Source organism: Pseudomonas sp. AC193, from assembly GCF_979258075.1.
The window spans coordinates 4,218,660-4,244,611 of the sequence record NZ_OZ409832.1; the positions used below are offsets into that span (position 1 = coordinate 4,218,660).

The 25,952-nt window shown below is 58.6% G+C and carries 23 protein-coding genes; 12 read left to right on the top strand and 11 right to left on the bottom strand.

What is annotated here, in order from left to right; all coding sequences use genetic code 11:
- Positions 1 to 3: 3 nt before the first annotated feature.
- Positions 4 to 2,964 carry an RHS repeat-associated core domain-containing protein gene (locus tag ACZZ0D_RS19105; protein ID WP_463554011.1) on the bottom strand — a complete coding sequence of 987 codons (2,961 nt, stop codon included), beginning with the start codon at positions 2,962 to 2,964 and terminating at the stop codon, positions 4 to 6.
- A gap of 195 nt (positions 2,965 to 3,159) precedes the next feature.
- On the opposite strand from ACZZ0D_RS19105, the gene ACZZ0D_RS19110 reads away from it, so the two are divergent.
- Together ACZZ0D_RS19110 and rlmF are read left to right on the top strand one after the other, a co-directional pair.
- Positions 3,160 to 6,006 carry a valine--tRNA ligase gene (locus ACZZ0D_RS19110; RefSeq protein WP_463554012.1) on the top strand — a complete coding sequence of 949 codons (2,847 nt, stop codon included), beginning with the start codon at positions 3,160 to 3,162 and terminating at the stop codon, positions 6,004 to 6,006.
- 224 nt (positions 6,007 to 6,230) lie between these two features.
- Positions 6,231 to 7,250, top strand: coding sequence for a 23S rRNA (adenine(1618)-N(6))-methyltransferase RlmF (gene rlmF / locus ACZZ0D_RS19115; RefSeq protein ID WP_463554013.1), 1,020 nt, complete (start codon positions 6,231 to 6,233; stop codon positions 7,248 to 7,250).
- Between the two features lie 206 nt (positions 7,251 to 7,456).
- Here rlmF and ACZZ0D_RS19120 read toward each other — a convergent pair whose 3' ends face one another.
- Entirely contained in the window at positions 7,457 to 7,738 is a 282-nt protein-coding gene (locus ACZZ0D_RS19120; RefSeq protein WP_003221909.1) for an HU family DNA-binding protein, read from the bottom strand.
- A 519-nt stretch (positions 7,739 to 8,257) separates the two neighbouring features.
- Here ACZZ0D_RS19120 and yejK point away from each other — a divergent pair.
- Entirely contained in the window at positions 8,258 to 9,262 is a 1,005-nt protein-coding gene (gene yejK, locus ACZZ0D_RS19125; RefSeq protein ID WP_463554014.1) for a nucleoid-associated protein YejK, read from the top strand.
- Positions 9,262 to 9,612, top strand: coding sequence for a glutaredoxin family protein (locus ACZZ0D_RS19130; protein WP_463554015.1), 351 nt, complete (start codon positions 9,262 to 9,264; stop codon positions 9,610 to 9,612). Before yejK ends, ACZZ0D_RS19130 begins: the two co-directional genes overlap by 1 nt.
- Before the next feature lie 71 nt (positions 9,613 to 9,683).
- Here the strand turns inward: ACZZ0D_RS19130 and ACZZ0D_RS19135 are convergent, their stop codons facing one another.
- The 3 genes from ACZZ0D_RS19135 to ACZZ0D_RS19145 all read right to left on the bottom strand — a co-directional run bounded on the left by ACZZ0D_RS19135 (position 9,684) and on the right by ACZZ0D_RS19145 (position 11,516).
- Positions 9,684 to 10,619: a glutathione S-transferase family protein gene (locus ACZZ0D_RS19135; RefSeq protein ID WP_463554016.1), complete on the bottom strand. Its 936-nt coding sequence runs from the start codon at positions 10,617 to 10,619 to the stop codon at positions 9,684 to 9,686.
- An 84-nt stretch (positions 10,620 to 10,703) separates the two neighbouring features.
- On the bottom strand, positions 10,704 to 11,006 hold the full coding sequence (locus ACZZ0D_RS19140; protein ID WP_463554017.1) for a GIY-YIG nuclease family protein: 303 nt from the start codon (positions 11,004 to 11,006) through the stop codon (positions 10,704 to 10,706).
- 39 nt (positions 11,007 to 11,045) lie between these two features.
- Complete coding sequence (locus tag ACZZ0D_RS19145) at positions 11,046 to 11,516, bottom strand: nuclear transport factor 2 family protein (RefSeq protein ID WP_463554018.1); 471 nt, start codon at positions 11,514 to 11,516, stop codon at positions 11,046 to 11,048.
- Positions 11,517 to 11,913: 397 nt separating this feature from the next.
- Between ACZZ0D_RS19145 and ACZZ0D_RS19150 the strand changes: the two genes are divergently transcribed.
- Positions 11,914 to 12,843: an IS110 family transposase gene (locus tag ACZZ0D_RS19150; protein WP_463552436.1), complete on the top strand. Its 930-nt coding sequence runs from the start codon at positions 11,914 to 11,916 to the stop codon at positions 12,841 to 12,843.
- A gap of 124 nt (positions 12,844 to 12,967) precedes the next feature.
- Here ACZZ0D_RS19150 and ACZZ0D_RS19155 read toward each other — a convergent pair whose 3' ends face one another.
- Together ACZZ0D_RS19155 and ACZZ0D_RS19160 are read right to left on the bottom strand one after the other, a co-directional pair.
- A complete protein-coding gene (locus ACZZ0D_RS19155) occupies positions 12,968 to 14,272 on the bottom strand; it encodes a CynX/NimT family MFS transporter (RefSeq protein ID WP_463554019.1) in 1,305 nt (434 codons plus the stop codon).
- Entirely contained in the window at positions 14,262 to 14,921 is a 660-nt protein-coding gene (locus ACZZ0D_RS19160; RefSeq protein WP_053117351.1) for a FadR/GntR family transcriptional regulator, read from the bottom strand. Before ACZZ0D_RS19160 ends, ACZZ0D_RS19155 begins: the two co-directional genes overlap by 11 nt.
- 166 nt (positions 14,922 to 15,087) lie before the next feature.
- Between ACZZ0D_RS19160 and ACZZ0D_RS19165 the strand changes: the two genes are divergently transcribed.
- Positions 15,088 to 15,399: a type II toxin-antitoxin system MqsR family toxin gene (locus ACZZ0D_RS19165; RefSeq protein WP_053117347.1), complete on the top strand. Its 312-nt coding sequence runs from the start codon at positions 15,088 to 15,090 to the stop codon at positions 15,397 to 15,399.
- The gene (locus tag ACZZ0D_RS19170; RefSeq protein WP_463554020.1) at positions 15,396 to 15,884 is read left to right on the top strand and encodes a type II toxin-antitoxin system MqsA family antitoxin; all 489 of its coding nucleotides are present in this window, start codon (positions 15,396 to 15,398) and stop codon (positions 15,882 to 15,884) included. Before ACZZ0D_RS19165 ends, ACZZ0D_RS19170 begins: the two co-directional genes overlap by 4 nt.
- 51 nt (positions 15,885 to 15,935) lie before the next feature.
- Here ACZZ0D_RS19170 and ACZZ0D_RS19175 read toward each other — a convergent pair whose 3' ends face one another.
- From ACZZ0D_RS19175 to ACZZ0D_RS19190, 4 genes are all read right to left on the bottom strand, one after another.
- Entirely contained in the window at positions 15,936 to 16,700 is a 765-nt protein-coding gene (locus tag ACZZ0D_RS19175) for an amino acid ABC transporter ATP-binding protein (protein WP_053117341.1), read from the bottom strand.
- Positions 16,701 to 16,710: 10 nt separating this feature from the next.
- A complete protein-coding gene (locus tag ACZZ0D_RS19180) occupies positions 16,711 to 17,808 on the bottom strand; it encodes an amino acid ABC transporter permease (protein ID WP_008080192.1) in 1,098 nt (365 codons plus the stop codon).
- 10 nt (positions 17,809 to 17,818) lie between these two features.
- On the bottom strand, positions 17,819 to 19,000 hold the full coding sequence (locus ACZZ0D_RS19185; RefSeq protein WP_400755417.1) for an amino acid ABC transporter permease: 1,182 nt from the start codon (positions 18,998 to 19,000) through the stop codon (positions 17,819 to 17,821).
- Between the two features lie 66 nt (positions 19,001 to 19,066).
- Positions 19,067 to 20,098, bottom strand: a complete 1,032-nt coding sequence (locus tag ACZZ0D_RS19190) for an amino acid ABC transporter substrate-binding protein (protein ID WP_053117336.1) — start codon at positions 20,096 to 20,098, stop codon at positions 19,067 to 19,069.
- Positions 20,099 to 20,566: 468 nt separating this feature from the next.
- On the opposite strand from ACZZ0D_RS19190, the gene ACZZ0D_RS19195 reads away from it, so the two are divergent.
- The 5 genes from ACZZ0D_RS19195 to ACZZ0D_RS19215 all read left to right on the top strand — a co-directional run bounded on the left by ACZZ0D_RS19195 (position 20,567) and on the right by ACZZ0D_RS19215 (position 25,885).
- Positions 20,567 to 21,223: an alpha/beta hydrolase gene (locus ACZZ0D_RS19195; RefSeq protein WP_212544012.1), complete on the top strand. Its 657-nt coding sequence runs from the start codon at positions 20,567 to 20,569 to the stop codon at positions 21,221 to 21,223.
- Positions 21,224 to 21,319: 96 nt separating this feature from the next.
- Positions 21,320 to 22,801, top strand: coding sequence for an ATP-dependent RNA helicase RhlB (gene rhlB, locus ACZZ0D_RS19200; RefSeq protein ID WP_463554021.1), 1,482 nt, complete (start codon positions 21,320 to 21,322; stop codon positions 22,799 to 22,801).
- A 140-nt stretch (positions 22,802 to 22,941) separates the two neighbouring features.
- A complete protein-coding gene (locus ACZZ0D_RS19205; RefSeq protein WP_463554022.1) occupies positions 22,942 to 23,886 on the top strand; it encodes an ornithine cyclodeaminase family protein in 945 nt (314 codons plus the stop codon).
- A 151-nt stretch (positions 23,887 to 24,037) separates the two neighbouring features.
- Positions 24,038 to 25,165, top strand: coding sequence for an NAD(P)/FAD-dependent oxidoreductase (locus ACZZ0D_RS19210; protein ID WP_400651929.1), 1,128 nt, complete (start codon positions 24,038 to 24,040; stop codon positions 25,163 to 25,165).
- A 93-nt stretch (positions 25,166 to 25,258) separates the two neighbouring features.
- Positions 25,259 to 25,885 carry a helix-turn-helix transcriptional regulator gene (locus ACZZ0D_RS19215; RefSeq protein ID WP_064393297.1) on the top strand — a complete coding sequence of 209 codons (627 nt, stop codon included), beginning with the start codon at positions 25,259 to 25,261 and terminating at the stop codon, positions 25,883 to 25,885.
- The last annotated feature ends 67 nt before the right edge of the window (positions 25,886 to 25,952 follow it).

The window sequence follows — 25,952 nt, forward strand, 5'->3', positions numbered from 1 at the left end:
CTTTCAGACCGTATTTGCCCTGCGGAACTTATCCAGAATTTTCGCGTGCCGGGGAGTGGCGACCATTGCCCCTCCTCGCCCCACAAATTCTTGCGCCCAGTGTTCCGGAACAACGGTATTGGTAGAGCCGTAGAACTCGAACAGCTCATGGCTATTCTCCAGAATGCTCCACCGCCCCTGGTGCACCATCGCTATCGGAAACGGGCCTGGCCGCGCCACTGCACCGAGATAACCATTGTCGGCCTGGACTTTTTCAAACTCGTTTTTCCACATATAAGATACGAAGTTCACTTGCGGCCCATGACGAACAACATTCATCGAGACGTCTTCAAATGACCTCGCCGGGTCAGATGCTGCGACGCCAAGATTGATCAGATCCTTTACTTCTGTCTCATCGACACTTCCCGATTCAGGGACATGCCCCTTGCCGCCGCTGAAACGAATGATGTCATGCATGTCGTAATCGCCCGTATAAGGCGTGACGATCTTGAACTTGATCCAGGAATCAACCAGTTCGTGCTCTACGGGGCTTTGCAAATTGATGTCGTAAGTCGTGTCTTCAAAACTTACGTTATTGCGCGCATAAACACCCTGCAGGCCCGCCTTGTTCCACTTGCCCACTCGCCCGGCAAACCCGCTGCTCTCGGCCCGCTGAAGCATGGCCCCAGCCAGCTCACCATAAACGCCCGTCAGCGAACTTCGCTTTATGGTTTTCTCAAGAATGTCATGCCCTTTGGCGGCCGCGCCTTCACCCAACGCATTGATCGTGTGACTGCCTGATTCACGAACGCTCAGGGCAATATTTTGCACCCTTGAAATTCTTTCAAAGACAGGCATATGCCGAGGATGAACAAACGTCTCACCCACGCGGCGCCTGGCCTCCTGGCCTTGTATTGATAACCCGTTACTGTCACGGAATGTGACCGGGTTGTTGCCGGCCATGACATACAGGTTCATCCCGTCTATCGCTCCGGCCGGATCAGCACTCAACCAGCGTCCAATGCATGGCAGGTAGTAACGCCAGCCATAGTAGTAAAGCCCCGTTGCATCGCGCTCCTTGCCTGAATACCTGACGGTTTTGAGACTCGCCTCCGCGGTATTTCTCGCCGTCCAGACTGCCGTGCCGCCGTAAGGAAAGTATTCTTCGCGGCTGATCACTTTCCCCTGCGCATCGACTTCCAGCCCGCTGCTGCCGATCAGATCATCATGACTGTAACGAAACTGATCATTACCAATGCCTTTAGGCGCTTCGCCCTCCCAGTGCAATACCCGTACCGACGACTGGCCGCTAGCTCCCACGCTGATGACCTGTAAACGCTGCACTTCAGTGCCGTTGATTTTCATAGTCCTCAGCTCCAGCGCGGGCAGGTAAATCACCTGCTGTTCCCTCGTGGCGCTGATGGTGTTCTGGGTAGTGATCTTCAAGAGCCGTTGACTGCCGCCGTCATAGCGGTAGCTCTCGACGTCATCTTTTGCGCCACCTCGCTCAACCGGAGTGACCTTAAGAATTTCGTTGCGGGACGTCCAGGCCAGCGGTTGACCGGGTTGCAGGATTGTTTGCTGCCCGCCTGCGGTGAACCAGCCGTCCACTTCTCGCGGATCAGTGCAAAGGAGACTTGTCACGCCGCGATTGCTGCGGTGACTGACCGTGACGGTTGTGGTGTGGCAATGATTGGACGCTGGCGCGCAGTGGCGAATCCGCGTCAGATTGCGCGCCTTGTCGTAGCTGTAGGTGCGCGTATAGGTCGTGAACGTGGCGTTGTCGTAACTGGATACGACAGGAAAGCCACGCTGCCGGCCGGCATTCGCCATCTCACGTCCGGTGGCGCTGACCAATTGATAGAGACTGTCATAGACGTAAGTGTGCTGCGGCACGACTTCCTGATTACGCCAGTAGCGGGTTTCTTCTGCATCGTTACGCACGCCGAGCACATTACCGACCGGGTCATATTGATATTTCAGATCTTGCAAGACTTTCGCCCCGGACACGTGACCGACCGGCCTTTGTACATTTATCCCCAGCAAGCGTTGCGTCTCTTCCTCGTATCCCCATCGAGTCACCACGCCATTAGCGTGTTCTTCGCGCAGCGTTTGGCCGGCCGCCGAGTAAGTCAGGGACTTCACAATGTTTTTCTCGAGCCGATTTTTCAGGGTTAGCCAACGGCTCGTAAGCCGACCGGCCACGTCATATGCCATGCGCTGTCGGTTGCCCGCAGCGTCCGTGGCGGTCTGTTCCGCGCCCGTCGCATCGGTGGTGGTCTGGTGGGTGAAGCCCTTGGCCGCCAGCAATGCATCCCAAGCCTGAGCGTCTTCGCCTTGCCAATCGGCAACGGCGTCCGGGTTTTCGGCGTTCGCCAGCAGACGACGAGTAACGGACAGCGCTACGCCGCTTAGCGCCAGACTGTCGACTCTGACCAGACCCGCCGTGTCGTAGTGGCTCACGCATTGCCCGGCCAGGTTCTGAGACGCTTCAAGGTCACTGTTCCCCGCATATCGCCAGCGCTCGCTGATTCGGCGGACACCCTCTGCGTTCTGCTCGACAAGGCTAACCGGGCGTCCTCGCAGATTATTGCTTTCGTATTGAAAGATTCGGGTCAGGGCATGCCGATTGATGTCTGCGCCATCGTCACCGGAGCGAATGTTGCTCACCACCCTGAACGACCGGCCAGCCGCGTCATTCAGCGTCACGACAGTGCCATTGTCGACGCCTTCCTGGCACAGCACAGTGCCGGAAAGGCTCGTGATATGGATGAAGTTGGCCAACCCTGCCTCATTCAAACGCGGGTCAGCGCTTCGAACGTTGATGCCGCGCGCATCGAACTGATGACAGGTAATGCGTGCCTGGGTGATCGCTGGCGAATCGGGATGGCGGTGATATTGCACTTCTCGCACCGACAGACCACGGGCATCACAGGCCATCACCGACGGCGTATTGGTATTCAGTGAAGTCTCGGACAGTTTCATTCAGTCACTCTAAGTCAAAGAGGCGCGGCAGAAACCCCGCGATTCACCGCCGGCCAGAACGTCACAATGGGTATAGGCGCACAAATCATTGCGCGCACGGACAGACACTCGATCCGCACCCGCTCGCCCTCGGCCCCATGCCCCGCTATACTCGTCGGCTTTTCCTGAATTAATGCCAATAGGGTCCCGCCGCGCATGGATAAGACCTACCAGCCGCACGCCATTGAAACTTCCTGGTACAACACCTGGGAGTCCGAGAACTACTTCGCCCCGCAAGGCGCGGGCGACTCCTACACCATCATGATCCCGCCGCCGAACGTCACCGGCAGCCTGCACATGGGTCACGGTTTCAACAACGCGATCATGGACGCCTTGATCCGTTTCCGCCGCATGCAGGGTCGCAACACCCTGTGGCAGCCGGGCACCGACCACGCCGGTATTGCCACGCAGATGCTGGTGGAGCGTCAACTCGAAGCCCAGGGCCAGAATCGCCATGATCTGGGCCGCGAAAAATTCCTCGAGAAAGTCTGGGAATGGAAGGATCAGTCCGGCGGCAACATCAGCCGTCAGATCCGCCGCCTCGGCTCGTCCGTTGACTGGAGCCGCGAGCGCTTCACCATGGACGACGGCCTCTCGGAAGCCGTTAAAGAAGCGTTCGTGCGTCTGCACGAAGACGGTCTGATCTATCGCGGCAAGCGTCTGGTCAACTGGGACACCAAGCTGCACACGGCGATTTCCGACCTCGAAGTGGAAAACCACGACGAGAAAGGTTTCCTGTGGAACCTGAAGTACCCGTTGGCCGACGGCGCGAAAACCGCTGAAGGCAACGACTTCCTGATCGTCGCGACCACCCGTCCGGAAACCATGCTCGGCGACTCCGCCGTCGCGGTGAACCCGAACGATGAGCGCTACAAAGCCCTGATCGGCAAGTTTGTCGAGCTGCCACTGGTTGGCCGCCGCATCCCGATCATCGCCGACGATTACTGCGACCCTGAATTCGGCACCGGCTGCGTGAAAATCACCCCGGCCCACGATTTCAACGACTACGAAGTCGGCAAGCGCCACAACCTGCCGCTGATGAACATCTTCGACAAGAACGCCAACGTGCTGCCGGCAGCCCAGGTGTTCAACCTCGACGGTACGCTGAACGACAGCATCGACGGCGCAATTCCGGCCGAGTACGCCGGTCTTGAGCGTTTCGAAGCGCGCAAGCGGATCGTCGCTGCGTTCGACGCCGCCGGCCTACTGGTCAGCGTTGACGATCACAACCTGAAAGTGCCGAAAGGCGACCGTTCGGGCACCGTGATCGAGCCGTGGCTGACCGACCAGTGGTACGTGTCGACCAAGCCTTTGGCCGAGCCTGCGATTGCTGCCGTTGAAGACGGTCGCATCCAGTTCGTACCGAAGCAGTACGAAAACATGTACTTCTCGTGGATGCGCGACATTCAGGATTGGTGCATCAGCCGTCAGCTGTGGTGGGGCCACCGGATTCCGGCCTGGTACGATGAGTCGGGCAAAGTCTACGTCGGTCGCGACGAAGCCGAAGTGCGTGCCAAAAACAATCTTGGCCCGGACGTAGCGCTGCAACAGGACAACGACGTTCTCGACACCTGGTTCAGTTCCGGTCTGTGGACGTTCTCCACCCTGGGCTGGCCGGAAAAAACCGAGTTCCTGAAGAAATTCCACTCCACCGACGTGCTGGTGACGGGCTTCGACATCATTTTCTTCTGGGTTGCCCGGATGATCATGCTGACCATGCACCTGATCAAGAACGAGGACGGCACGCCGCAGGTACCGTTCAAGACCGTTTATGTTCACGGTCTGGTGCGTGATGGTCAGGGCCAGAAGATGTCCAAGTCCAAGGGCAACGTCCTTGACCCGCTGGACATCATCGACGGTATCGAGCTGGAAGACCTGGTGCAGAAGCGCACCTCCGGCATGATGCAGCCGAAACTGGCGAAGAAGATCGAGAAGCAGACCCGCGACGAGTTCGCCGACGGCATCGCCAGCTATGGCACCGACGCCCTGCGCTTCACCTTCTGCTCGCTGGCTTCGACCGGTCGCGACATCAAGTTCGACATGGGCCGCGTTGAAGGCTATCGCAACTTCTGCAACAAGATCTGGAACGCCGCGCGTTATGTTCTGGACAAGGGCGAAGACTGCGGCCAGAACGGCGAAGCTTACGAACTGTCGCTGGCGGATCGCTGGATCATCTCGCAACTGCAACGCACCGAAGCCGAAGTGACCCGTCAACTCGATCAGTTCCGTTTCGACCTGGCGGCGCAAGCGCTGTACGAGTTCATCTGGAACCAGTACTGCGACTGGTACCTGGAACTGTCCAAGCCTGTGCTGTGGGACGAGAATGCGCCGGTTGAACGTCAGCGCGGCACTCGCCGTACGCTGGTTCGCGTATTGGAAGTGGCGCTGCGTCTGGCGCATCCGTTCATGCCGTTCATCACTGAAGAAATCTGGCAGCGCATCGCGCCGCTGGCCGGTATTCAGGGCAAGACGATCATGCTGCAACCGTGGCCAGTGGCCAACGAAGAGCGCATCGATCCGGCCGCCGAGAACGACATCGAATGGCTCAAGGAACTGATGCTCGGCACGCGCAACATCCGTGGCGAAATGAACATCGGCCCGGGCAAACCACTGCCGATCTACCTGAAGAACGTCAGCGCTGAAGACCAGCGCCGTCTGACCGAGAACGAAGCGCTGCTGAAGAAGTTGGCGCGTCTGGAATCGATCACCGTTCTGGCGGCTGGCGAAGAAGCGCCGCTGTCCGCCACCGCGCTGGTTGGCGAGATGGAAGTGCTGGTGCCGATGGCCGGTCTGATCGACAAGGGCGCCGAGCTGGCGCGTCTGGACAAGGAAATCCTGCGTCTGCAGGGTGAAGTCCAGCGTGTTGGCGGCAAACTGTCCAACGCCGGTTTCGTTGACAAGGCCCCGGCCGAAGTCATCGAGAAGGAACGCGCCAAACTGGCCGAGGCTGAACAAGCTCTGGCCAAACTGGCCGAGCAACACGCGCGGATTGCCAGCCTGTAACGGCAAATCGCATTGAAAAAGGGAGGCCCAAGTGGCCTCCCTTTTTCATGCCCAGCACATTTCCCCTGTAGGAGCTGCCGCAGGCTGCGATCTTTTGATCTGGCTTTTAAAAACCAAGATCAAAAGATCGCAGCCTGCGGCACCTCCTACATGGGATCGGCGCATAGCTCGTCAATGTGGGACAATACCTGCCACTTTCAGCCATACCCGAATCGACCACGCCCATGAACGCCCCCCGCCCCCCCAAACCTGCGCGCAAGAAGCCTGACTCCGCGACCCCGGCCAAGGCCGTCGAGCCGCGCGAAAAGGCCAGCCTGCACCCGCGCAATCGCCATCAGGGTCGTTACGACTTCCCGGCGCTGATCAAGACCACGCCGGAACTGGCGAAGTTCGTAATCACCAACCCGTACGGCAAGGAAAGCATCGACTTCGCCAGCCCCGATGCGGTGCGCGTGTTCAACCGGGCGCTGCTCAAGTCGTTCTATGGCATCCAGCATTGGGACATCCCGGCAGATTACCTCTGCCCGCCTGTGCCGGGCCGTGCCGATTACGTGCACTTCCTCGCTGACCTGCTGGCGAGCATGAACGACGGCAAGGTGCCGCGCGGCGCGATCGTCAACGTGCTCGACATCGGCATGGGCGCCAACTGCGTGTATCCGTTAATCGGTAACAGCGAATATCGCTGGCACTTCCTCGGTTCTGAAATCGACCCGACGGCGGTGGCTGCCGCCAAAGCCATTGTTCAGTCCAACGACTTGAACAAGGTGATCCAGTTGCGTTTGCAGGAAAACCGCAAGCACATTCTGATCGGCCTGCTTGAGCCGGGCGAGCGCTTTGACCTGACCATGTGCAACCCGCCGTTCCACGCCTCGATGGACGAAGCGACCAAGGGCAGCGAGCGCAAATGGCGCGCCCTGGGCAAGGCCGATCCGAAACGCAAACTGCCGGTGCTGAACTTCGGTGGCCAGTCGGCCGAGCTGTGGTGTGAAGGCGGCGAAGCGCGTTTCGTGACGCAACTGATCGCCGAGAGCGCGAACTTCCAGCACAAAGTGCTGTGGTTCAGCACCTTGGTGTCGAAGGCGTCGAACTTGCCAGCCATTGAAACTGCACTGAAGAAGGCCGGCGTGCTAGAAAGCCAGGTCGTGGAAATGTCGCAGGGCCAGAAGCAGAGCCGTTTCGTGGCGTGGACGTTCCAGACCAAGTCCGAGCAGCAGATCTGGCGCCGCGAGCGTTGGGTGCGCTAAACAAAGCTATTTCTGAAGAAATGCAAAACTAAATGTGGGAGCGGGCTTGCTCGCGAAGGCAGTGTGTCAGTCAACGCTAATCTCGACTGCTAGACCGCTTTCGCGAGCAAGCCCGCTCCCACATTTGATTTGTGCCGCCTGTAAAAAGCAGGCACAAAAAAACCGTGCCCGGATCACTCCGGAGCACGGTTTTTTATTGCTGCGTCTTACTTGTTCACAGCGTCGGTCAGGCCTTTGGCCACAACCAGCTTGATCACTTTCTTCGCAGGGATTTCGATGGCAGCGCCAGTCGAAGGGTTACGGCCAGTGCGGGCAGGACGCTCGGTCACTTTCAGCTTGCCGATACCTGGCAAGGTGATTTCGCCGCCGTTTTCCAGCTGATCGGCAACGATTTGGCCCAGTTGGTCCAGAGCGTTACGCGCGGTGGTTTTCGGCGCGTCGATAGCTTCAGCGATGTCGGCGATCAGTTGGTCTTTAGTAAGAGCCATGTAGTGTTCCTTCCCTATCAAATTCATATGGATTGCAGAGTGCAGTGTCAGCCATCGAGCCCGATCTTCTGGATCTGGCACCCTCGGCGATAACCACGACGAGTCGGGTTATAGATACCGAAATCAGGGTTTGGTTCGACCTGACAAATGCTGATTGCACGCTTAACGCAGTGACTTCGCGTAAGACCGGGCAAAACTAGCACAGAGACAAGGAAATATCCGCCTCTAGCTACCCATTTGGTCAGCTTTATTGCTCTAAACCGCGAAAAAACTGCATAAGCCCGGTCGCACGCCCCGGTTTTGCCCTACAACCCCCCATTTGTACTGCCGCCAACGCAGTTTCCCGCTTATGTAGGAGCTGCCGCAGGCTGCGATCTTTTGATCCTGTTTTTTTAAAATGCCAGATCAAAAGATCGCAGCCTGCGGCAGCTCCTACAACAGGCCCGTGCCGAGAATCGGGTACACTTAGCGCTTTTTCGGGGGAGCCTGCCCTCCTCCCTTCCAACAGCCGAGAAGCCCATGCCGATCCGTCATTGCATCGTCCACCTGATCGACAAAAAACCCGACGGCACGCCCGCAGTTCTGCACGCCCGTGACACGGAACTGGCCGAGTCCGCGGCCATCGAGAACATGCTCGCCGACCTCAACGAGAGCTATAACGCCAAACAGGGCAAAGCCTGGGGCCTGTTTCACCCGGAATCCGGCGCGTTCCCGTTCAGCGGCTGGCTGAAGGAATACATGGAGGGCGGCAAGGACTTCACCGCATTCAGCAAAGTCGCGGTCGAGCACCTGCAGAAGCTGATGGAAGAGTCGAATCTGTCGGTCGGCGGCCACGTGCTGTTCGCGCATTATCAGCAAGGCATGACTGATTACCTGGCGATCACCCTGCTGCACCACAGCGAAGGCGTGGCGGTGACCGATGAGCTGGACGTGACCCCGTCGCGCCACCTCGACCTCGGCCAGCTGCACTTGGCGGCGCGGATTAACGTCTCCGAGTGGCAGAACAACAAACAATCGAAGCAGTACATCTCATTCATCAAAGGCAAGAATGGCAAAAAGGTCTCGGAATACTTCCGCGACTTTATCGGCTGCCAGGAAGGCGTCGACGGCCCGGGCGAGACGCGCACGCTGCTCAAGGCCTTCAGCGATTTCGTTGAAAGCGAAGACCTGCCAGAAGAGTCCGCGCGCGAGAAGACCAAAACTCTGGTCGATTACGCCAGCAGCCAGGCCAAACTCGGCGAACCGATGGGCCTGGAAGAACTCTCCGAGCTGATCGACGAAGAGCGCCCGAAAGCCTTCTTCGATCACATCCGCAATAAGGACTACGGCCTGTCGCCAGAGATTCCAGCGGACAAACGCACTTTGAATCAATTCCGCCGCTTCACCGGCCGCGCCGAAGGCCTGTCGATCAGCTTTGAAGCGCACCTGCTGGGCTCGAAGATCGAGTACGACGAAGAGGCCGGCACGTTGGTGATCAAAGGTTTGCCGACGTCGCTGACCGATCAGCTGAAGCGGCGCAACTGATGCTTGCCAATGTGCTGAAGAAGGTCGCGCTGGTTCTGCTGGTGGTCGTGGTGTATCAGAACTGGGGCAAGATCGAGCGGGTGTTCAACCCTTCGCAGATGGTTGCCGAGCAGACGCGGGCGCAAGCCAACGTCGTGCTCTACGCCACCGACTGGTGCGGTTACTGCAAACAGACCAAGCGTTTTCTCGACAGCAAGGGGATTCCATTCAAGGAGTTCGACATCGAGAAGGATGCCGATGCGCGCAAGGCGTATGAGGCATTGGGTGGACGCGGGATTCCGTTGATTGATGTCAACGGCACCTTGATTCGCGGGTTTGACCCTAACGAGATCCTCGCCGCCCTGAAATAAAAGATCGCAGCCTGCGGCAGCTCCTACACAAGTCCCATGTAGGAGCTGCCGAAGGCTGCGATCATTTGCTTTTAGCGGGCCTCGATGCGGAAACCGAAGCGTGGGAAGTGCACGTGCACCACGCCGCCACGCTCGTCTTCGCGACGAATGATCAGCTCCTCGCTACCGGCAAACAGCAACTCACCCACCACCGGATCAACACCGTAATCCGTCGCCGAGATCGCCACTTGCTGGCCTGCCTTGAACCCGTTCGGGTCAATGAACTGCTCTTTCGGCAGATCCGCCGGCGTCGCGCTACGGGCAACCTCCAACGCCTCCTCAGCAGTCATCGCACTCGCCGCACCATGACCAAAACCCAACACTCGACCCAACCACGCGGAAACAGCCGGATACTCATCCACCAACGGCGCGGTGACGTGAGTAGCTTTGAGGAACCACAGCGGATGCGCCAGCGCGAAGTCGGCAATCGACGGCTCGCCGAACAGGAAGTCGCCCTGCTCGCGCTGCAGTTGTTGCTCCAGACGCAGCATGATCGTCGGCCATTGATGCTTGGCCTGCTCAGCGGACAAACGTGTGGCGCTGCCGCCACTGAACAAACCGGCGCGGTCAGCCATAAACGCTTTGATCGCTTCCGGCGGCAGCTTGCCGAAACGCACGGCTACCGATTCCGGCTGAAACACCAGGCTTACGGCATGTTGAAACACCACCGAATCAACCCAAGTGGCGAAACTCGCGGTGGTCATTTCCTGGCCTTCAGGGAAGAAGCTCGGCAGGGCTTTTTCCTGCTCCAGGCGACGGGCGATCAGCGAAGTGTCGCAATAGATGTCGGCGCCGATTTGCAGCACCGGGGTTTTGCGGTAGCCGCCAGTCAGGGCAGTCAGGTCCGGCTTGGGCATCACCGGCGAGATATGCACCGAGCGCCACGACAAACCTTTGAAACCCAGCAGCAGGCGGGCCTTCTCGGCAAATGGAGAAGTCGGGTAATGATGCAGAATCAACTCGGACATGCTCGGCTCCGCCGCTCAGAAAGTGAGTCGGCAGCTTAGCGTGCATTTGCTTAGCAGCCTACAGATCTGGCTGATGGGAACCGATCAGTCAGATTGATAAGACGCGACCAGGCATTCCTTGGCGCTCTTGCGCAGTTTTTTGATCAGCCGTTCCTGACGCAAAGCATCGCTTTTATCGCGACAAAGCTCGGTGTACACCAACGCCATCGCCGGGCTGGAAAGGAAGAACCGCGCGCCTTTGCCGCTTTGGTGCTTGGCGAAACGGCGCACCGGGTCATCGCTGATGCCGCAGTACAACGAGCCGTTGGCCGCACGAACGAGGTAGACGAACCAGGACTTGTTCACCGGTTCGGTAACATCGACAGATTTTTCGCTAAGGCTGGTCACTTCGGGATCAAGACGTGTAGGAAACAGGCCGCGATCTTATCAGCGACCGGCCTGAAATGCCTTCAGTCCCTTCAACGCCTGCGCACGCACGGCGTTGCGTACCAGGGGCGTCCAGCCCAGCAGCAGACCTTTGAAACCCAGAGCCTGACGCGACCAGCGCCACAGATCGAAATGGTCGTGGTGCTCGCAGATCTTGCCGTCACGGAAGACGAAACGGGCCTGGATATCGTTGATCACGACGTTGCCGGTCTGGCTGAACAGGTAGGTCGCAACCCAGTGCGCGCTGCCGCTGCGCTCATCAGCGCGGACGTTGTCGAAGGTCAGGGAGAAGTCTTTGGCGCGGGTGGTGAGCATGCGCCACATGTCGCCGGCATCGCGCCCGCGCAGTTCGCCGAAGGCCGGATCGCTGAACACCACGTCATCGGTGTAGCACGCGGCCATGGCCTCGGCGTCCAGACGTTTGAAGGCTTCGTAGAAGCGGGTGATCAACGCGCTGTGGGCTTCGCTCATGGGCAATCTCCAAAATAGGTACAGATTGCCAGCACGATAATCCGCAATACGAAGAAACACTATCGGCATTCGCACATCGAATACCCGCAGTACACAAAACCAGTGTGGGAGCGGGCTTGCTCGCGAAAGCGGTCTGACATTAAAAATAGATGTCGACTGATACACCGCATTCGCGAGCAAGCCCGCTTGTGTCTTGCATAGGAGTTAGAATCGGGATGAGAGGGATGGTTGGCAAGCTGAATGCCCGGGGTGCTTAAAGCACGTGTGGGAGCCCAAGCTGCCAATCATCTCTCGCTCTGGTTATTGAGCCCGAACAGTTGAACGAGCCGACCTCGAACAGTACAAGCGTGGTGCCCAACCAGAGTGCTCTCACCTTTGAGTGTAAGAGGATTCCGCCATGTTTTCCTGCGCCGGTATCGATGTCGCCAAAGATACTCTTGAGATTCGGATTAACCCGCAAGACGTAGGTGCGAGTTTTTCCAATAGCATCAGTGACTTCCCCAAGCTTATTGATTGGTTTAATTGCTATAAGGTCAATCGCGTGTTGCTTGAAGCCACAGGTGGTTATGAGCGAGAGGTCATGAAAGCGCTTCAGGCCGGGGGGTTCGACGTTATACGAATCAATCCTCGCCGCGCCAAGAGCTTTGCCAGTGCAATGGGCCAACGCGCTAAAACCGACCCGATTGATGCACGACTTCTTGCGCAGTTTGCAGAAGTCATAAAGTCGCCAAACAGTCGAGTCTCTAGCCCTGAGCAGGATAATTTGCGTGCGCTCGTACAGCAGCGTGAAAACTTTGTTCAGCAACAAAGTGACGATTTGCGACGCATCAAAACGGCTTCAGCAGATTTGGTGAAACCCTTGTTGCAGAGCCATATCGATTATCTAACCCAGGCAATAAAGTCGATAGAAAAGCTGATCCGTCAAAGTGCGAAAAAACTGGACAGTGATAAAGCTGCACGCTTGTGCTCGGTCAAGGGTATCGGGCTCGTGACGGCTGCCAGTTTAATGGCCTATTTACCTGAGCTGGGTGAGATTGGACGCCACGAAATAGCAGCTTTGGCAGGTATAGCCCCTTACAACGACGACAGCGGGAAACACAAAGGACTTCGACACATTGAGGGGGGAAGATTTTCCGCTCGCCGCGCGCTGTACATGGCAAGTTGGGTCGTGATTATGCGCCAGCCCGAGTTTCAGGCTCGATATCAAACCCTACGCGACAAAGGAAAATGCGCAAAAGTAGCGCTGATCGCCTGCATGCGTGTGCTGTTGATAAGACTGAACGCAATGATCCGGGATCGAACGCCATGGAAGGAACAGTTGGCTTGAAATAGAGCGGTGTTTCTGGGAAAAAATGCACGGCTATGGGCTGTGGGAGATCAGCTGCCTATCACCCTGCATTCAAAATAAAGGGTATCAAGACAGTTGCTCCCACATTTTGAAATCATTGGATTCAGATTCTTTCGCTTTGTACTTGCACGTACAGCGCTCGCCCGGCGCCGAGGCCGGCGATGATCGCGCCGGTGCCGATGATGCCGAAGATCCAGCCCACCGCATTCCAGCCGCCCGTCCAGTCATGCACCACGCCGACCGCAAACGGCCCCATCGACGCCAGCGTGTAACCGAAGCCTTGGGACATGCTCGACAGGTTCGCCGCGACGTGCGAATCGCGCGAACGCAAGACGATCAACGTCAGCGCCAGACTGAACGTACCGCCCTGCCCCAGGCCCAGCAGAATCGCCCAGCCCCACAGGCCTTCGATCGGCGCATACAGGCAACCGAATAGGCCCCCCAGGGTCAACGCCATCACCACGACAATTGCCAGACGCTGATCCTTGCCGCGAGTGGCCAGCCACGGCGCGGCCAGCGAACTGGCGAGCTGGATGATCACCGAGCCGGACAACACCAGCCCCGCTTGCGTCGGGGTCAGCCCGCGACCAATCAGGATCGACGGCAACCAGCCGAACACGATGTACGCCAGCGACGATTGCAGGCCCATATACAACGTCACTTGCCACGCCAGCGGATCACGCAGCAAACCGCGCACGCGATAGGCGACGTTGTGTGCACCGTGTTTCTGCCCGACCTGTGGCAGCCAGAACAACGCCGCCACCAGCGCCGGGATGACCCAGAAGCCCAGGCCAATTGTCCAGTCTCCGCCAAAATGTTCACTCAACGGCACACTGGTGCCCGCCGCCATTGCCGCACCCAGACACAGGGCCATGGTGTAAACGCCGGTCATGGTGCCGGCGTGTTTGGCGAAGTCGCGTTTGACGATACCCGGCAGCAATACGCCGACAATGCCGATGCTTGCGCCGCCCAATACGCTGCCCGCAAACAGGCCGATTTCACCAAAGCTGCTACGCAAAATGATGCCGCAGGCCAGTGTCAGCAGGATGCCCAGCACCACGCGTTCGGCGCCAAAACGTCGCGCCAGAATCGGTGCCAGCGGCGCGAACAAACCGAGGCACAGCACCGGCAGTGTGGTCAGCAAACCGGCCTGCGCCGCCGACAAGCCGAGGCTCTTGGAAACGTCGCTGAGCAGCGGCGCCATGCTCGACAGCGCCGGGCGCAAGTTCAACGCCACCAGAATCAGCCCCAACAGCAACAGCCACGGCCGGCGCACCAGCGGGTGGCTGTGTTGCACCTGCTCGTCATCGGCCTCGGCGTCGATCAGCAGCTCTTCAAGCTCTGCCGTGCGTTTCGGGGTTGTGGATAGCTTACTGCGGGACATGGATTTCTCGGTTTCAAGGTTCATTGATCAACTGCCTCGACAAGGCTTTGGCCCGTTCCGGGTCGCGTTGTTCGACGGCATCGAGCAACTCGATGTGCAGGTCGAACACTTCCTGACGGCGCGGGACGATGTTCAGGGTCTGGCGCAATTGCGCGCCGACGATGCTGGAGAAATAGCGATAGAGCTCGCTGAGGGTCGGGTTGTGCGCGGCGTCGACCAGTCGGCGGTGGAACACCAGATCGCAGGCGATGTAGGTGTCGAGGTCGCCGTGGTAGTGACTGCCGCTGGTGCCGAGGGCTTCACGCAAAGCGGCGAGGTCCTCATCGGTGCGACGCAACGCCGCCAGACCGATTGCCTCGACTTCTAGGATGTGCCGAGTTTCCCGCGCCTGCTCCAGCGAGCAACGCGACAACGCCTTCAGCGTATCGAGCGGATCAACCAGCGCGCGCAAATAGCTGCCGTCGCCCTGGCGAATCTCGATCAATCCGGAAAACGCCAACACACGCATGGCTTCGCGCACGGTATTGCGGCTAATGCCCAACTCAGCGCAGAGCTCGGGTTCGGTCGGCAAGCGTTCGCCGACCTGCCAGGCACCACTGTTAATGCGCTGGCGGAGTTGATCCAGGGCCTGATCGACCAAGGATCGTTTAATGAGTGGAGAAATGTCTGACATAGGATTCGCCCTTTCATCCAATCATAGGATGAATTTTCCGACATGTTAGTCAGACCCATGTAGGACGGCAACCACCTAGGGTCAAAAGGCGACACATGGAGCGGCATTTTCGATTAGTCAAAATTACCCTTTAAGGGTAATTTCAGGGACAGGGTTTTGGTTTCTTATGGAAAAGAACACACCCCATTATGAGCTGGCGGTGATCAAGGCTGAGGTCAGGCGGTTAGGTCAAAAAGCTTTCACCAAAACTTCGGTCAAATCAGCTGAGAAGCTCGGCTTCAACCTCAGCGAAATGCTAGAGATCGTCTTCGAGCTGCAAACCAGGATGCTGTACAAATCGATGACTACTTATGACGATCATCGAATCTGGCAAGACGTGTATCACATCAATTCACGAGATCAGGAGATTTACATCAAGGTGACCTACCGCCCCGGCGGCGGCCCACCGGTAATCTCTTTCAAGGAGAAAAACCCATGAAAACCCAGCAATGTGTCAGCTGCGGTGCACGTGAGGGAATGAGGCATTTCCAGGGTCGCGGAGAAACCCTGAGTGTCAAAGGCATGGAGCGCCGAGTAGACGATCTGTCCGGTTGGGAGTGCCAGAAGTGCGGTGAAGTGGAATGGGATTTCAACACCGATAGTGCAGAGCGTTACAGCGACGCCGGTGACGAGCTGGTTCTCGCTGCCAGACAAATGATCGGCGCCGAGATGAAACGCATTCGACGCAAATTGCACCTGACGCAAAAAGAGACGGTGCAATTGCTCTCCGGTGGCGGGCATAACGCGTTCTCTCGTTACGAGCGTGGTGAGTTACTTCCACCCAAAGCATTGGTGCTGCTGATGCGTTTGCTGGATCGACATCCCTACATGCTCGTCGATATCCAGACCTTGGCTGAAGGCGCTGACCTGCGCGGTTTCAAGCACACCGTCCACAAAGAACACGAAACCCTCACCGTCTCCTGACCCCAAAAAACAAACCCGGCACAAGGCCGGGTTTGATTTACGCAAAAACCATCAATGCAAAATCTGACTCAAGAACAACTTCGTCCGCTCATTCTGCGGGTTGTCGAAGAAGTCATTTGGCGCAGCCTGTTCAACGATCTCACCCTTGTCCATGAAGATCACGCGGTTCGCCACAGTCCGCGCGAAGCCCATTTCGTGAGTCACGCAAAGCATGGTCATGCCGTCTTCCGCCAGGCCGATCATGGTGTCGAGCACCTCTTTCACCATCTCCGGATCGAGCGCTGAAGTCGGTTCATCGAACAGCATGATTTTCGGTTTCATGCACAGGGCGCGGGCAATCGCTACACGCTGTTGCTGACCACCGGACAGTTGTCCCGGGAATTTATGCGCCTGCTCCGGAATGCGTACGCGCTCCAGGTAATGCATGGCGATTTCCTCGGCCTTGCGCTTGGGCATCTTGCGCACCCACATCGGCGCCAGGGTGCAGTTCTGCAAAATGGTCAGGTGCGGGAACAGGTTGAAATGCTGGAACACCATGCCGACTTCGCGGCGGATCGCTTCGATCTGCTTGAGGTCGTTGGTCAGTTCCACGCCGTCGACGACGATGCGGCCCTGCTGGTGTTCTTCCAGACGATTGAGGCAACGAATCGTCGTTGATTTGCCGGAACCCGACGGGCCGCACAAAACGATGCGTTCGCCCTGTTTTACGTTGAGGTTGATGTCTTTCAGCACGTGGAACTGGCCGTACCACTTGTTGACGCCCTGCATCTGAATAATGCCTTCAGGGCTCACAGGCTTTTTGATTACTTCACTCATCTCAAAACTCCTAACGCTTGTGGCCAGTGTCGAGCTTGCGTTCCAGATGCATGGAATAGCGCGACATACCAAAACAGAAAATCCAGAACACCAGGGCGGCGAACACGTAGCCTTCGGTGGCCATGCCCAGCCATTTCGGATCGGCAGCGGCTTGTTTGACGCTATTGAGCAGGTCAAACAGGCCGATGATGATCACCAGACTGGTGTCCTTGAACAGCGCAATGAAGGTGTTGACGATGCCGGGGATCACCAGCTTCAGGGCTTGCGGCAGAATCACCAGGCCCATCGAACGCCAGTAACCGAGGCCCATCGCTGCAGCCGCTTCATACTGACCTTTGGGAATCGCTTGCAGGCCACCGCGCACCACTTCAGCGACATAGGCCGACTGGAACAGGATCACGCCGATCAGCGCCCGCAGCAGCTTGTCGAAGTTCATGCCTTCGGGCAGGAACAGCGGCAGCATCACCGAGGACATGAACAGCACGGTGATCAACGGCACGCCGCGCCAGAATTCGATGAAGGTCACGCAGACCACCCGAATCGCCGGCATGTTCGAGCGTCGACCCAGCGCCAGCACAATCCCCAGCGGCAAGGCGCCGGCGATACCGACGGTGGCGATCACCAGGGTCAGCATCAGGCCGCCCCATTGGCTGGTCGCCACCTGTGGCAGGCCGAACACGCCGCCGTGCAGCAGGCACCAGGCAACAATCGGGTAGATCACCAGGAAGCTCAGCCCGTACACCGCTTTACGCGGGAAGCGCGAGATGAACAGTGGCGCCACGCCGATCACCGCCAGCCACACGGTCAGGTCGACGCGCCAGCGCCATTCAGCCGGGTAATAGCCGTACATGAACTGCCCGAAACGCTGCTGAATGAACACCCAGCAGGCGCCGTCCTTGGTGCAGTCGGCGCGGGTGGTGCCGACCCAGTTGGCATCAATGATTGCCCAGCTGAGAATCGGTGGCACGACGAGGTAGATCAGGTAGAACGCAAACAGCGTCAGCAGGGTATTGAGCCAGCTGGAGAACATGTTCGCGCGCATCCACGCGACCACGCCGATGCTGCTGTTCGGTGGGGGCATGTCGGGTTTGAAAGTATGAGTACTCATGCGCTTTTCCTTACCGCTCGATCAGCGCAATGCGCTTGTTGTACCAGTTCATCAGCAGGGAAATGCTGATACTGATCGCCAGGTACACGCTCATGGTGATGGCAATCACCTCGATCGCCTGACCGGTCTGGTTGAGCACGGTGCCGGCGAACAGCGAAACCATTTCCGGGTAACCGATACCGGCCGCCAGCGAAGAGTTTTTCGCCAGGTTGAGGTATTGGCTGGTCAGCGGCGGAATGATCACGCGCAGGGCTTGCGGAATGATCACCTTGCGCAGGGTCGGGCCGTTGCGCAGGCCGAGCGAACGCGCCGCTTCGGTCTGGCCATGGCTGACCGACTTGATCCCCGAACGCACGATCTCGGCGATAAACGCCGCGGTGTACACGGTCAGGGCCAGGGTCAACGCGAGCAGTTCCGGGATCAGCACCCAGCCACCGACGAAGTTGAAACCTTTGAGCTCGGGCATTTCCCAGTGCAGCGGCGCGCCGAAGATCAGTGCGCACAAGGTCGGGATCACCAGCAGAATCGCCAGGCCCACCCAGAACTTGTGGAACGGTACGCCGGTCGCTTCAAAGCGCTTGTTGGCCCAACGGCACATCAGCACGATGCCGACGATGGCCACCACGATGCTGATCACGAACGCCCAGAAACCATCAGCGGCCAGCGCGGCCGGCATGTTCAGGCCACGGCTGCTGACGAAGAAGGTGTCGCCGAAGTTGTGGCTGTTGCGCGGCCCCGGCATGGTCAGGAATACCGCGAAGTACCAGAACAGGATTTGCAGCAGCGGCGGAATGTTGCGGAAAACTTCCACGTACACCGTCGCCAGTTTGCTGATGATCCAGTTCTGCGACAGCCGTGCCACACCGATGATGAAGCCGAGAATCGTCGCCAGAATCACGCCGATCACTGTCACCAACAAAGTGTTGAGCAAACCGATGACGAAGACGCGGGCATAACTGTCCGCTTCGGTGTAGTCGATCAGATGTTGAGCGATGCCGAACCCGGCACTGCGCTCCAGAAAGCTGAAACCGGAAGTGATGCCCCGGTGCTGCAGGTTGGTTTGAGTGTTGTCGAACAGGAACCAGCCCAGCGAAACCACCGCGACAATCGTGATGATCTGGAATAGCCACGCACGCACTCGTGGATCGCTGAGGCTGAGCCTCTGCTTAGGTGCGCCGATTGAATTTTGCATGAAGTGCCCCGCAAAAAATGGAACAAGAACATCACCCGGCGGTTGGCCCGCCGGGCGATAGAACCATTAGCGCACTGGTGGTGCGTACTGAATGCCGCCGTTGTTCCACAGGGCGTTCAAGCCGCGGTCGATTTCCAGCGGAGTGCTCTTGCCGAGGTTTTTCTCGAAGATTTCGCCGTAGTTACCGACTTGTTTGACGATTTGTACTACCCAGTCTTTCGGCAGTTTCAGGTCTTTGCCGTATTCGCCGTCAGCACCGAGCATACGAGCGACGTCCGGGTTTTTGGTCGACTTGGCTTCGGCTTCGACGTTTTTCGACGTGATGCCGGCTTCTTCGGTGTTGAGCAGCGCGTAGCCAACCCAACGCACGATGGCCAGCCACTCGTCGTCGCCATTACGTACGACCGGGCCCAGTGGTTCTTTGGAAATGGTTTCCGGCAGAACCACGTAGTCCTTCGGCGCTGCCAGCTTGCTGCGCTGGGCGAACAGTTGGGACTTGTCGGAGGTCAGCACGTCGCAACGACCGGATTCCAGCGACTTGGCGCTTTCATCGGAGGTGTCGAAAGTGATCGGGGTGTATTTCAGACCGTTGCCACGGAAGTAGTCGGAAACGTTCAGCTCGGTGGTGGTACCGGCCTGGATGCAGATGGTTGCACCGTCCAGCTCTTTGGCACTTTTCACACCGAGCTTGTTGTTCACCAGGAAGCCGATGCCGTCGTAGTAGGTAATGAAGCCCGGGAATTTCAGGCCCATGCCCGCGTCACGCGAACTGGTCATGGTGGTGTTGCGCGACAGGATGTCGATCTCGCCGGACTGCAGCGCGGTGAAGCGCTCCTTGGCGTTCAACTGACTGAATTTGACCTTGGTCGCGTCGCCGAATACGGCAGCGGCCACAGCGCGGCAGACGTCAGCGTCGATCCCGAGGATCTTGCCGGTTGCATCCGGTACCGAGAAGCCCGGCAGACCGTCGCTCACGCCACACTGCACGAAACCTTTCTTCTGCACTGCATCCAGGGTTGCACCCGCCTGAGCGAACCCGCTGACACCGAGTACTGTTGCTGCAGTCACGATGGCCAGGGTGGATTTCAACATCTTCATTCAAACCTCCAGTTTTGCTCTTGTTGTGTCGGAGCTTGAGTCCAGTCGCACCCTTTTGAGGCGGTGTTGACCCTTGTTGGCTTTTTATTGGGTCAACCGACGTAAGACCTTCGCTATGAGTCTAGTAGGAGAAGATCCACAAAATGGATCACTCACTTCTCACCAATCGGCCGAACGGGCGGTAGCCCTTTCACGTTCGCGAAGCCCGTAGCGGCCCTTGGCGAACATCCATCACCGGATTTTTTGCAATCCCGGCCCACGGGGTACACTGATAGTGTTACCGCCAGGCGCGAGATCGGTTGCACGCCTGAAGCCATAGCAAAGCCCGTACCACACCGATCGCTGAAGCGCTTTAGCGACAGGTCAATAGCAAAACTTGTACCCTTGCGACATCTTCTTAACAGATCAATCGGGCGCGCCCTTCAATCACGCACTCAATGAGAGCGCCCGCACACAATTGGAGCAGCCATGACCGAGCCCTTGATTCTTCAGCCTGTTAAGCCCGCAGACGCCTGCGTGATCTGGCTGCACGGCCTCGGCGCCGACCGCTACGACTTCTTGCCGGTGGCCGAAGCGTTGCAGGAAAGCCTGTTGAGCACGCGTTTTGTATTGCCGCAGGCGCCGACACGTCCCGTTACGATAAATGGCGGATATGCCATGCCGAGCTGGTACGACATCAAAGCCATGAGCCCGGCGCGGGCGATCGATCGCGATGAGCTGGAAGCGTCGGCGGATCGCATCATCGAATTGATCGAAAACCAGCGCGCCAGCGGAATAGACGCCTCGCGAATTTTCCTCGCCGGTTTTTCCCAGGGTGGCGCCGTGGTGTTGCACACCGCTTTCTTGAAATGGCAGGGGCCGTTGGGTGGCGTGCTGGCGTTGTCGACGTATGCACCGACGTTCAGTGATGAGCTGGAGTTATCGGCCAGCCAGCAGCGGATTCCGGTGCTGTGCCTGCACGGTCAGTTCGATAACGTGGTGCAGAACTCGATGGGCCGCAGTGCTTACGAGCACTTGGTGAAGCATGGTGTCACCGTGACATGGCAGGAATACCCAATGGAGCACGAAGTGTTACCCGAAGAAATTCGCGACATTGGCGTCTGGTTGAGCGAACGTCTGCGCTAATCGCGACAGCATTGCCTGCCCGTTGATCATCACACTACGCCGCGCCCGTTTCTTGCATTACACTGGCCGGCGTACATTCCTTAACCAATTGATGAGATGACCGTGCTCGAAGCACTCAAGAAAATGTTCGGTAAAAGCGAGGCTGAGCAGCTCGCGCCAGTTCCCAGTGCGCCGTCGCACGCCCCCGGTCATCGCCACGATGCGCCCCAGGCCGACCGCCCCGCTGCCGTAGCAGCACCGAAGCAAGACCCGCAACCCGCTCCGGCCGCGCCCATCGCCGCCGAGCCTGCGCGCAGTGAAGAGCCGAAACCGGCCAGACCGCGTCGCGAACCGAAGCCCAAGGCACCGGTCATTCCGTGGAAACTCGAAGATTTCGTCGTCGAGCCACAAGAAGGCAAAACCCGTTTTCACGATTTCAAACTAGCGCCAGAACTGATGCACGCCATTCAGGATCTGGGCTTCCCGTATTGCACGCCGATCCAGGCGCAGGTGCTGGGTTTCACCCTCGCCGGCAAAGACGCCATTGGTCGCGCGCAGACCGGTACCGGCAAAACCGCCGCGTTCCTGATCTCGATCATCACTCAGTTGCTGCAAACACCGCCGCCGAAAGAACGCTACATGGGCGAACCCCGTGCGCTGATCATCGCGCCGACCCGTGAGCTGGTGGTGCAGATCGCTAAAGACGCCGCTGACCTGACCAAGTACACCGGCCTCAACGTGATGACCTTCGTTGGCGGCATGGACTTCGACAAGCAACTCAAGCACCTCGAAGCGCGCCACTGCGACATTCTCGTCGCGACCCCGGGCCGCCTGCTCGACTTCAACCAGCGCGGCGACGTGCACCTGGACATGGTCGAAGTGATGGTGCTGGACGAAGCCGACCGCATGCTCGACATGGGTTTCATCCCACAAGTGCGGCAGATCATTCGTCAGACCCCGCCGAAAAGCGAACGCCAGACCCTGCTGTTCTCTGCGACCTTCACCGAAGACGTGATGAACCTCGCCAAGCAGTGGACGACCGATCCGTCGATCGTCGAAATCGAAATCACCAACGTCGCCAACGAAAACGTCGAGCAACACATCTACGCCGTGGCCGGTGCCGACAAGTACAAACTGCTCTACAACCTGGTCAACGATAATGGTTGGGAGCGGGTGATGGTCTTCGCCAACCGCAAGGACGAAGTCCGCCGCATCGAAGAGCGCCTGGTGCGCGACGGTGTGAACGCTGCGCAGTTGTCCGGCGACGTGCCGCAACACAAACGTATCAAGACTCTGGAAGGTTTCCGCGAAGGCAAGATTCGTGTCTTGGTCGCCACCGATGTGGCCGGTCGCGGTATTCACATCGACGGCATCAGCCATGTGATCAACTTCACCCTGCCGGAAGTGCCGGACGACTACGTGCACCGCATCGGCCGTACCGGTCGTGCGGGCGCTGACGGCGTGTCGATCAGCTTCGCCGGTGAGGACGACTCCTATCAGTTGCCGTCTATCGAAGAGAAGCTCGGTCGCAAGATCAGTTGTGAAACGCCACCGACGCATCTGTTGCGTGCGGTCGAGCGCAAGCGTCCGCAGCAGTAAGCGACGCTAAAAAAGAATGCGCAGCCGGCAACGGACTGCGCTTTTTTTTCGTCTGGATTTTTTGCCGCAGGTGCTTGCCCGACAAAACTAAAAGTCCATAATGGACAAACAAGTTTAGTTTTTTGTCTGCGGAGTATGAAATGTCCAGTACGCCCTACGTGATCGACCAAGCCCAGGCCCGTGAGTTGCTGGCGCGTATCGATGTGCCGCAGATCTTGCGCAAGCTGTTTCGTGATCTTGCCAACGGCAAAGCCGTGCAGCCGGCGCAGCAACTGGTCGAGTTCCCGCAGGGTGCTGGCGACTTCATCAACTATCTGGGCGTGCTGGCCGAGGATGGCGTTTACGGCGTGAAGACCTCGCCGTACATCGTTCGCGAACAAGGTGCGCTGGTGACAGCGTGGACGCTGTTGATGTCGATGAAAACCGGCCAGCCATTGCTGCTTTGTGATGCGGGTGAACTGACCACTGCGCGAACGGCGGCGACCACAGCGGTGGCGGTTGATGCGCTCGCGCCTCTGGACGCTAAACATTTGGCGATCATTGGCAGCGGCAAGGTTGCACAGGCGCATCTGCATTACGTGAAGTCGCTGCGTGACTGGCAGAGCATCAGTCTGTATTCGCCAAGCCTGTGCGCTGACGCTCAATCCCAGGCACTGTTGAAAGCCATCACGCCCAATCTGAAGATCACCGACAGCCGCGAAACCGCCCTCGTGGATGCGGATGTGATCATGCTTTGCACCTCATCGGCGGGCCCGGTGATTGATCCCGCTGAGTTGAGCAAACCGGCGCTGATCACCTCGATCAGCACCAACGCTCCGCGCGCCCACGAAGTGCCGCCGCAGAGCCTCAACGACATGCAGGTGTTCTGCGACTATCGACTGACCACGCCAGGGTCGGCGGGTGAAATGCTGATTGCCAGTGAGCAGCATGGCTGGAGCAAGGATGCGATCGTTGGTGACCTCGCTGACCTGCTCAGTGAAAAAGTGCAGCGTCCGGGTTACGACCGTCACGTGTTTTTCCGTTCAATCGGTTTGGGCCTGGAAGACATCGCCCTCGCCAATGCGGTGTATCACCTAACCCACTAACACCAAAAATCCCCCTGTAGGAGCGAGCCTGCTCGCGAATGCGGTCTGACATTCACCGAAGATGTCGACTGATACACCGCTTTCGCGAGCAGGCTCGCTCCCACAGGGGGATAGCGAACGCCTTGATATTGCGTACTCACTGGAGACCTTCATGAGCCAGGCAGATTTCATCATCATCGGCGGCGGGATTGCCGGCGCTTCCACCGGGTTCTGGCTGTCGCCGCAGGCTAAAGTCATCGTGCTCGAACGTGAGTCGCACCCGGCCTATCATTCCACCGGACGTTCCGCCGCGCTGTTCACCGCTGCCTACGGCACGCCGCAAGTCCGCGCACTGACCCAGGCCAGCCGGGCGTTTTTCGATAACCCGCCCAGCGGTTTCTGCGAACACCCACTGCTGACCCCACGTGGCGAAATGACCGTGGACTTCACCGGTGACAACGCCGAACTCAACAACCAATACCTCAGCGCCAAAGCCACAGTGCCGGAGATGCAACTGCTCACTGCCGACGAAGCCTGCGCGCGTCTGCCAATCCTGCGTCGGGAAAAAGTCCACGGCGCGATCTACGACCCGAGCGCCAGCGACATCGACACCGATGCCCTGCATCAGGGCTACCTGCGCGGCATCCGTCGCAACCACGGTGAAGTGCACACCGACTGCGAAGTGCTCGGCCTGAGCCGCGACGCCGACGGCCTCTGGCAGGTGCAAACCAACGGCCAGACCTTTAGCGCGCCAGTGATCATCAACGCCGCCGGCGCCTGGGCCGACAAGATCGGCGCGCTAGCCGGCGCCAAACCGCTGGGCCTGCAACCGAAACGCCGCGCCGCCTTTATCTTCGCCGGCCCCGAAGGCGTCGACATTCATCACTGGCCGATGCTGGTCAGCCTTGACGAGTCCTTCTATATGAAGCCCGACGCCGGCATGTTCCTCGGCTCACCGGCCAACGCCGACCCGGTCGAACCCCACGATGTGCAACCGGAAGAACTGGACATTGCCATGGGCATTTACCAGATCGAAGAAGCCACCACGCTGACCATCCGCCGCCCGACCCGCACCTGGGCCGGTCTGCGCAGTTTCGTCGCCGACGGTGATCTGCTCAGCGGTTTCGATCCGCAGGTGCCGGGGCTGTTCTGGGTCGCGGCGCAGGGTGGTTACGGCATCCAGACATCGCCGGCGATGGGCCAGGCCAGCGCGGCGCTGGTTCGCGGCGAACCTTTGCCTGAACACTTGCGCAACTTCGGTCTGAGCAGCGCCATGCTCTCCCCTGCCCGCCTCGCTTGAATGCCCGTCAGGATGACTCGCTCAACGGATTGCGGCACACTCGGAGCGCCTCCTGTTCACGGGGGCGCTGACGCTGCCTGGAGCTCCACTGTCATGACCGCCCCCGAATTCGATCCGGCGCTGGATAACTTCCGCGCCATCGCCGACGCCATCGCCACGCTGTTTTTTCCGCACGCCGAAGTGGTGCTGCACGACCTGCGCACGCAGAAGGTCGACTACATCGCCAACAACCTGTCGAAACGCGAGATTGGCGACGACTCATCGCTGGAAGACATGCTCAGCGAGGATGTCAGCGACCGTAATATCGGCCCGTACGAAAAGCTCAACTGGGACGGTCAGAAGATTCGCAGCCTGAGCAGCGTGCTGCGCGACAGCGAAGGTCTGCCGTTGGCGGTGCTGTGCATCAATCTGAATATTTCGCTGTTCGAGAATGCCAAGGCGGCGCTGGATCTGTTCCTGTCGCCGAGCAAACTGATCCCGCAACCGGATTCACTGTTTCGCGATGACTGGCAGGAACGCATCAACACCTTCCTCCACGCCTGGCTGCGCGAGCGGCAGTTGAGCCTGAATGTGCTGACCCGCGATCACAAACGCGAACTGGTGCTGGCGCTGCACGCCGAGGGCGCGTTCAAGGGCAAGAGCGCTTCGAACTACGTGGCCAATGTGCTGAACATGGGGCGGGCGACGGTGTACAAGCATTTGAAGGAAATGAAGGGCTAGAGATTTGCGGTGATTTCTCTGACGCCATCGCGAGCAGGCTCACTCCTACAAGGGGAACGCATTCCAA